General features: G+C 46.6%; 3 protein-coding genes, 1 tRNA gene and 1 pseudogene. 3 read left to right on the top strand and 2 right to left on the bottom strand.

Annotated elements, in window-relative coordinates; all coding sequences use genetic code 11:
* Positions 1-411 precede the first annotated feature (411 nt).
* Complete coding sequence (locus P5683_RS21615) at positions 412-804, bottom strand: hypothetical protein (protein ID WP_315641105.1); 393 nt, start codon at positions 802-804, stop codon at positions 412-414.
* A gap of 192 nt (positions 805-996) precedes the next feature.
* Complete coding sequence (locus tag P5683_RS21610) at positions 997-4,506, bottom strand: tetratricopeptide repeat protein (protein WP_315642001.1); 3,510 nt, start codon at positions 4,504-4,506, stop codon at positions 997-999.
* Positions 4,507-4,696: 190 nt separating this feature from the next.
* Between P5683_RS21610 and P5683_RS21605 the strand changes: the two genes are divergently transcribed.
* The 3 genes and pseudogenes from P5683_RS21605 to P5683_RS21595 all read left to right on the top strand — a co-directional run.
* Positions 4,697-4,779, top strand: a tRNA-Leu gene (locus P5683_RS21605).
* Between the two features lie 212 nt (positions 4,780-4,991).
* Positions 4,992-6,218, top strand: a complete 1,227-nt coding sequence (gene cruG, locus P5683_RS21600) for a 2'-O-glycosyltransferase CruG (RefSeq protein ID WP_315641123.1) — start codon at positions 4,992-4,994, stop codon at positions 6,216-6,218.
* Between the two features lie 406 nt (positions 6,219-6,624).
* A pseudogene (locus P5683_RS21595) lies at positions 6,625-6,727 on the top strand (IS630 family transposase); the annotation flags it as partial.

The raw sequence follows: 6,727 nt of genomic DNA, 5'->3' as shown, positions 1-6,727 counted from the left end.
ATGGGGGAGGGTTCAGCAAGTTGAGTAACTTATTCCCCACCTGGGTCAACCATTGAAGAAATCGGCGCACCAGGTGCATCAGTTGCTTAAACCATTGACGAAATCGGCGCACCAGGCGCATCAGTTGGTTAAACATAAGTAGTTATCGGGAGTATGAAACCATAAAAAACCCCTGTCCGCTACTGGGGGGTGATAAATATTGTAATCCTTTCCCACAGTCGCGGGTTTCACCTCCTCCACCTACCCCAGCCACCTGTCACAAATTAATTTCCCCTTCTGGGTTTTCGCGGTGCGGATTTTCTGGCGTTAAGTCACCATATCCATGGTTTCTCAGGTCTGTCCTAACCCTTCCCGTAGAAACAGTTGCAGCGTCATTTCTTTTGGGGGGTACATTCAGTTAATAGATGGATATCACTTCAATAGTTGTCTGAAAAACTGTTTTAGTTTGCCAACTACCGAAGGATTTAGCGTTTCTTTGGAGGCATTTACCGGGTCGGGAGAATGAAAAATTACCTCCGCTACCTCCGCCAGATTGCTTAATTCTTTGCTATAATCATCACGCTCGAATTTCGGTAGATAGCCTTTTTTTCGATCGCTTCCCTCAGCCATTAGTCGATCGCACTCCTCCTTATATAATAGGGCTAAGTCTGTATAATTCATGGCGATCGCCTCTAATTGTTTGGTATTATTAGCAACATCGGAAATCGCTGCCAATTGATTACACACATTGGTTGGCAACTTTTTGTTCAAACGCGCTAAAGCGTGAATCAATGCCGTTATGGTTACTTCATCGTTAGGAGTCATAGCTGATTAATTTATGAGGGTGGAAGATGCCGTCAGAGATTCAGGCGACTTCGACGATTTCGTTGATTCGCCTACTCCTAAATTCTACCACAGTCTCCGTCATCTGTATACACCCATTTGATAATTAATTTATCCCGTCCGTGACCACTCCCGTCACTTCCTACCGAGGGGACTCAGTGACTCCCCCTTAGCTTAATAACCCGAAATCACCAAACTCCCCCAATGATAAACATCAGAAAACGGCATAACTTCCGGGTTTTCCTGTCTTTCAATCCGTCCTAAAGCCTTGGCTAAAATTCCCTGATTACTCTCACTCAAAGGATGTGATAAACAGGATTCATAAACCTTCGCAATTTCTGCCCAGGTCGCCTCACAGCGTAACCATTTTTTCGCCTTATGTAAAGCCATCGCCGCCGTTTCACCCCCTAGATATTCCTGATAAAACTTAATCGCCAATACCGCCGCCGATTCATCATTCACCAGCCATAAACTGGAAATCACCTGAGACACTCCCCCCCGCAGAAATGCACTGGCTAACCCTACATATTCCTTCTCAATGGTTTCCATATTCGTTAAACCCGTTTCGCAAGCATTTAGATACACCAGACTATAGGAAGTCAGCGATAAACTGGCTATTTTTTCTCCCGTTAAACGCTGGGAACCCGATAGCAAAAGACTTGACAAATTCGGGTTTTCATGGTTATAATCCCCATGACCGCTAAAGTGAAAAATTTGGTGATTTTGCCCGAAAGCTGATATCACAGTTTCCTCAGTCGCTTGGGTATCGATAATCCCTTGGTGGCGGCTATTATACCCTGCGAAAATTTGACCAATAGCACTCACTTCCGTTTCCGTAAAAGGCAGATTTTTCGCGCCGATACTGTCCGGGTAACCCACAGTCAGCACAGAAACTCCTGAGTTAGGATTCAGGGTTGGCGAGGCAGAATGACCATAACCAAAAGCGGCGCTGGGTAAACGAGTGATGATGAAATTGTCGGGGAATAACGCTTCCAAAGGCAGACGGTGCAAGTCTCGATGGGGAACTAAAATTAACTGCCTAATTTGTTCGGGTAATTGCCCCGTAATTGCCGGGATGTTTAACAGGTTGTGCAGGGTATCTATATGGTCGGTTAACCGTTGTTTCCAAGTCTGATTATCTGAGGTCTTTTTGAGACTATAATTCTCATAATCATGATGCCAAGTCTTGATGAAAGTTGCCATTTCTTGCTGTCCCCAAGCCGATAAGGGTATAGCGGTCAGGTCGTCTCCCGTCAGGATAAAGGTGATCAAAGAATCATTGCCATAATACCAATAAATCATGGCGGTTTCCGGGTCAAGCAAGGCGTTAATTTGTGCTACCGTGGGGCTAATCTCAATGGGTTGAGAAGCGGTGGATAACAGCCAAGTTAAATGGATATTCTTTTCTAATTCTGCGGCTTCTAAGGCTTGATGCCAGTTTTCGTCTTGGCTGGCAAAGTCAAAGGCAAAACGATAGAATAAACTAAATTTTGCCCTCAGCCGTTTGACTGCGGGAATAGACTGATATTCCCCGAAATTTCCCGGCACAAGTTGGGGGGTTTCATCTTCTGGGTTGACAGGGGTAGATAGGCTAACCGTCTTGGTTAGGGAATGGTGTTGATGATAAACTTGATTAATCCAAGTTTGTAGGGTGGCGAAACCCTGTTGATGCCATGGTCTGGCTGACTGCTTTTCTCCTAATTTGCACAAAGCGGCAATTAAATCAAGGACAATAGTTAAATATAATTCCCGGTCAGCATCAGGGGTGATAACGGTCAAGGCTTCCTGATAATTTTCCACCGCCTGTTGATAATAGTATCTGGCTGTTTGTGGCTGACCAAATTCGTCAGTTATTCGGTGAGAAGCTGTGGCTAATTTACCTCGCAAATAACGCGCTTGACCGATAACATGATGTAAAAATCCCCAGGCGGTGGGGTGGGTGGATTTGGGGCAATGTTTTAAACCCTCTTGATAACTAGCAATTTCTCCGGGATAATCGCGTAAGTCTAAACTAGGATTGTGCAGGATTTCTGAGAGTCTCGGTGAGTTGATATCAGGTACGATAAAAGGGGTGGTGCGGCGTGATTTTCCAGCCGCTATCCCTCGGTTAGCCCAAGCTTCATGTAAATCCGGTTTATATTTTAGGGCTTGGTCGTAGGAGGATATGGCTTTTTCTAACTCTCCTAAATCCTTCAGCGCCACCCCTCGGTTAGACCAAGCTTCATGTAAATCCGGTTTATATTTTAGGGCTTGGTCGTAGGAGGATATCGCTTGTTTATATTCTCCTAAATAAGACAGCGCATTCCCTCGGTTATACCAAGCTACATGGTCATCCGGTTTATATTTTAGGGCTTGGTCATAGGAGGATATCGCTTGTTTATACTCTCCTAAATGATACAGCGCATTTCCTCGGCTAAACCAAGGTTCATGGAAATCCGGTTTATATTTTAGGGCTTCGTCATAGGAGGATAGGGCTTGTTTATACTCTCCTAAATCAGACAGCGCCTTCCCTCGGTTAAACCAAGCTTTATGTAAATCCGGTTTATATTTTAGGGCTTGGTCGTAGGAGGATATGGCTTTTTCTAACTCTCCTAAATCCTTCAGCGCCACCCCTCGGTTAGACCAAGCTTCATGTAAATCCGGTTTATATTTTAGGGCTTGGTCAAAGGAGGATATGGCTTTTTCATACTCTCCTAAATTATACAGCGCCAACCCTCGGTTAGACCAAGCTTCATGTAAATCCGGTTTATATTTTAGGGCTTGGTCAAAGGAGGATATGGCTTTTTCATACTCTCCTAAATTATACAGCGCCAACCCTCGGTTATTCCAAGCTTCATGTTTATCCGGTTTATATTTTAGGGCTTCGTCATAGGAGGATAGGGCTTGTTTATACTCTCCTAAATCAGACAGCGCCTTCCCTCGGTTAAACCAAGCTTTATGTAAATCCGGTTTATATTTTAGGGCTTGGTCGTAGGAGTATATGGCTTGTTCATACTCTCCTAAATCATACAGCGCATTCCCTCGGTTATACCAAGCTTCATGTAAATCCGGTTTATATTTTAGGGCTTGGTCAAAGGAGGATATCGCTTGTTCATACTCTCCTAAATCCTTCAGCGCCATCCCTCGGTTATTCCAAGCTTCATGTAAATCCGGTTTCAATTCGATCGCTTTTTCCCAGGAGGATATAGCCCCACGCACATCACCATTATTATATCGTTGTACTCCATCATAAAACCATTTCTTAGCATCAGAATCAGTCGGCGAGGTTGGGGGGTGGTTGGGGGGTGGTGTTTCGGGGGGAGTTTCTGGCGGTGTCTCCCCTAATAAATAAGCGGCTATCTCGGAAATTGCGCCACAATTTAACTTGTGTAATAATGATAGCTGCCGGGAGATTTCTGGGTCTTTAGCGCTATGCTGAAACCGGGGACACCATTCCCGCCATTGGCTTTCGGTAACCCGGTATTCATTCCGACGCAGCCAACCCATCACCTGGTCGCGGTTCCAACCTTGACCTACCTTAGTCAGCAATTGTCGAAATAACCATTCATATTCATGGTCGGGGAGTCGGGGAGGGTTTGACCTCTGCGGTGGTGGGGGAGGGTTCAGCAAGTTGAGTAACTTATTCCCCACCTGGGTCAACCATTGACCAAATCGGCGCACCAGGCGTATCAGTTGGTTAAACATAAGTAGTTATCCGAAGTATGAAACCATAAAAAACCCCTGTCCGCTACTGGGGGGTGATAAATATTGTAATCCTTTCCCACAGTCGCGGGTTTCACCTCCTCCACCTACCCCAGCCACCTGTCAAAAATTAATTTCCCCTAACCCCTTTTTTTTATCGCTCATCTGTGTTACTATGAATTCTGGCAAATAAGCGGACGTGGCGGAATTGGTAGACGCGCTAGATTTAGGTTCTAGTGTCCTCGCGACGTGAAGGTTCAAGTCCTTTCGTCCGCATTTGATTAACCCTGGATGTAGTGGCGGTTGTGGCTACTGCCTAACCTTCCTATGGACTGGCGAGGCTGGTTGATTTAATCTCCTCCAAACCCCATAGTTGCTCTCACTTGACCATTGATAGGGAAAACTGGTCTAATAGCGATCGCATTTCCGATTAACTTCCGTCAGTTAATCACAAACCGCCCACATATATTCCTGTGCGTTTCCCCTTTATGTTCATCCCCAGCCCTGGTCTACTAGCCCTGTTTAACTTATCCACTTACGAGAGTATCAGTGCCTTAGCCCTGTTAATACTTTCCCTACAACTCCCCGCCACCGCGATTTTACTCTCCCGCCTATTTCGAGGGTTACAGCGTCGCCCACAATTACACATAGCCCCCCCCACCCCAGACCTATTGGGTAAAGTTAGCGTCATTGTCCCCACCCTCAACGAAGCCACCCGCCTCGGTCCTTGTTTATCAGGTTTGACCCTCCAAGGCTATGAAGTACGCGAAATCATCATTGTTGATAGTAACTCAGTCGATGCCACCCCAGATATGGTCATCGCCCAAAGCCAGCGCGACCCTCGTTTCCGCTTAACTACCGATGACCCCTTACCTCCCGGCTGGGTAGGTCGTCCTTGGGCTTTACATACTGGCTTTTTACACACTTCCCCCGCCTCGGAATGGGTTTTGGGTATTGATGCAGACACACAACCTCAACCCGGACTGGTCGCCGCCTTGGTTAGGGCGGCAGAAAATTCTCAATATGACCTGATTTCTCTATCCTCTCAGTTTATCCTTAAATACCCTGGGGAATTGTGGTTACAACCTGCCCTCTTAATTACCCTCGTCTATCGATTTGGCCCCCCCGATACGGCTCCTATGACCCCGGAACGGGTTATGGCTAATGGCCAATGCTTTTTGTGTCGCCGTGCGGTTTTGGAAGCGTTGAATGGTTACACCACCGCATCAAATTCCTTTTGTGATGATGTGACTTTGGCGAGAAATGCTGCTAAAAAAGGCTTTCGCGTCGGGTTTTGGGATGGGGCGGCGCTGCTGAAGGTGCGGATGTATGATGGGTTTATGGATACTTGGTCTGGCTGGGGGCGATCGCTTGATTTAAAGGATGCTTCTTCTAGGGCGGGACTATGGGCGGATCTCGGTTTCCTATTATGCTGTCAGGGTCTACCCCTGTTTGTGTTAACTATCGGCTTCGCTTTGGGGTTACTCTCTCCCCACCATAACCCTATATTTACCTGTCTATGGCGCTTAAATGCTTTCCTCTTTATTATCCGTGTCGCTTTGTCCGGTGCGATCGCTTCTTCATATAATTTCAGCCAAGCACAAGCTAAATGGGTCTTCTGGCTATCTCCCCTCGCTGACCCCCTCGCTGTTTTCCGCCTCTTTCTCTCCGCTACCCAAAGACCTACCCAGTGGCGAGGACGCTACTATGAATAATTCCGGTCAAAGTCCCTCTCCCCTCTGGGATCCAGATTTAGGGTGAGGGCAATGTATCGGTGAGGGCAATGTATCTAGGAGAAAGCCCTAGGGTGAGGGCAATTTATTAAGGGACTAATTACCTCTCAAAGTCCCTCTCCCCTCTGGGATCCAGATTTAGGGTGAGGGCAATGTATCTAGGAGAGAGACCTAGGGTGAGGGCAATGTATCTAGGAGAGAGACCTAGGGTGAGGGCAATTTATTAAGGGACTAATTACCTCTCAAAGTCCCTCTCCCCTCTGGGATCCAGATTTAGGGTGAGGGCAATGTATCTGGGATCCAGATTTAGGGTGAGGGCAATGTATAGCACCAGACAGGAAAGTTAGGACGTATAATGGAGAGGACGAGATGACTAAGAAGACCCAAAATGCCAGCCCCCTATAGTTACGACCTCAGACAAAAAGTTATTGATGCCATTGAACTAGACGGTATGCCCAAAACAGAAGCCAGTCAAGTTTTCCATGTCAGCC

The organism is Limnospira sp. PMC 1279.21 (assembly GCF_032349615.1).
GTDB classification, from domain to species: Bacteria; Cyanobacteriota; Cyanobacteriia; order Cyanobacteriales; family Microcoleaceae; genus Limnospira; species Limnospira fusiformis.
This window is presented reverse-complemented; position numbering and strand designations above follow the sequence as displayed.

Coding starts and splice junctions, on each gene's coding strand:
- cruG (WP_315641123.1), top strand. CDS start 4,992: ATGTTCATCCCCAGCCCTGGTCTACTAGCCCTGTTTAACTTATCCACT.
- P5683_RS21615 (WP_315641105.1), bottom strand. CDS start 804: ATGACTCCTAACGATGAAGTAACCATAACGGCATTGATTCACGCTTTA.
- P5683_RS21610 (WP_315642001.1), bottom strand. CDS start 4,506: ATGTTTAACCAACTGATACGCCTGGTGCGCCGATTTGGTCAATGGTTG.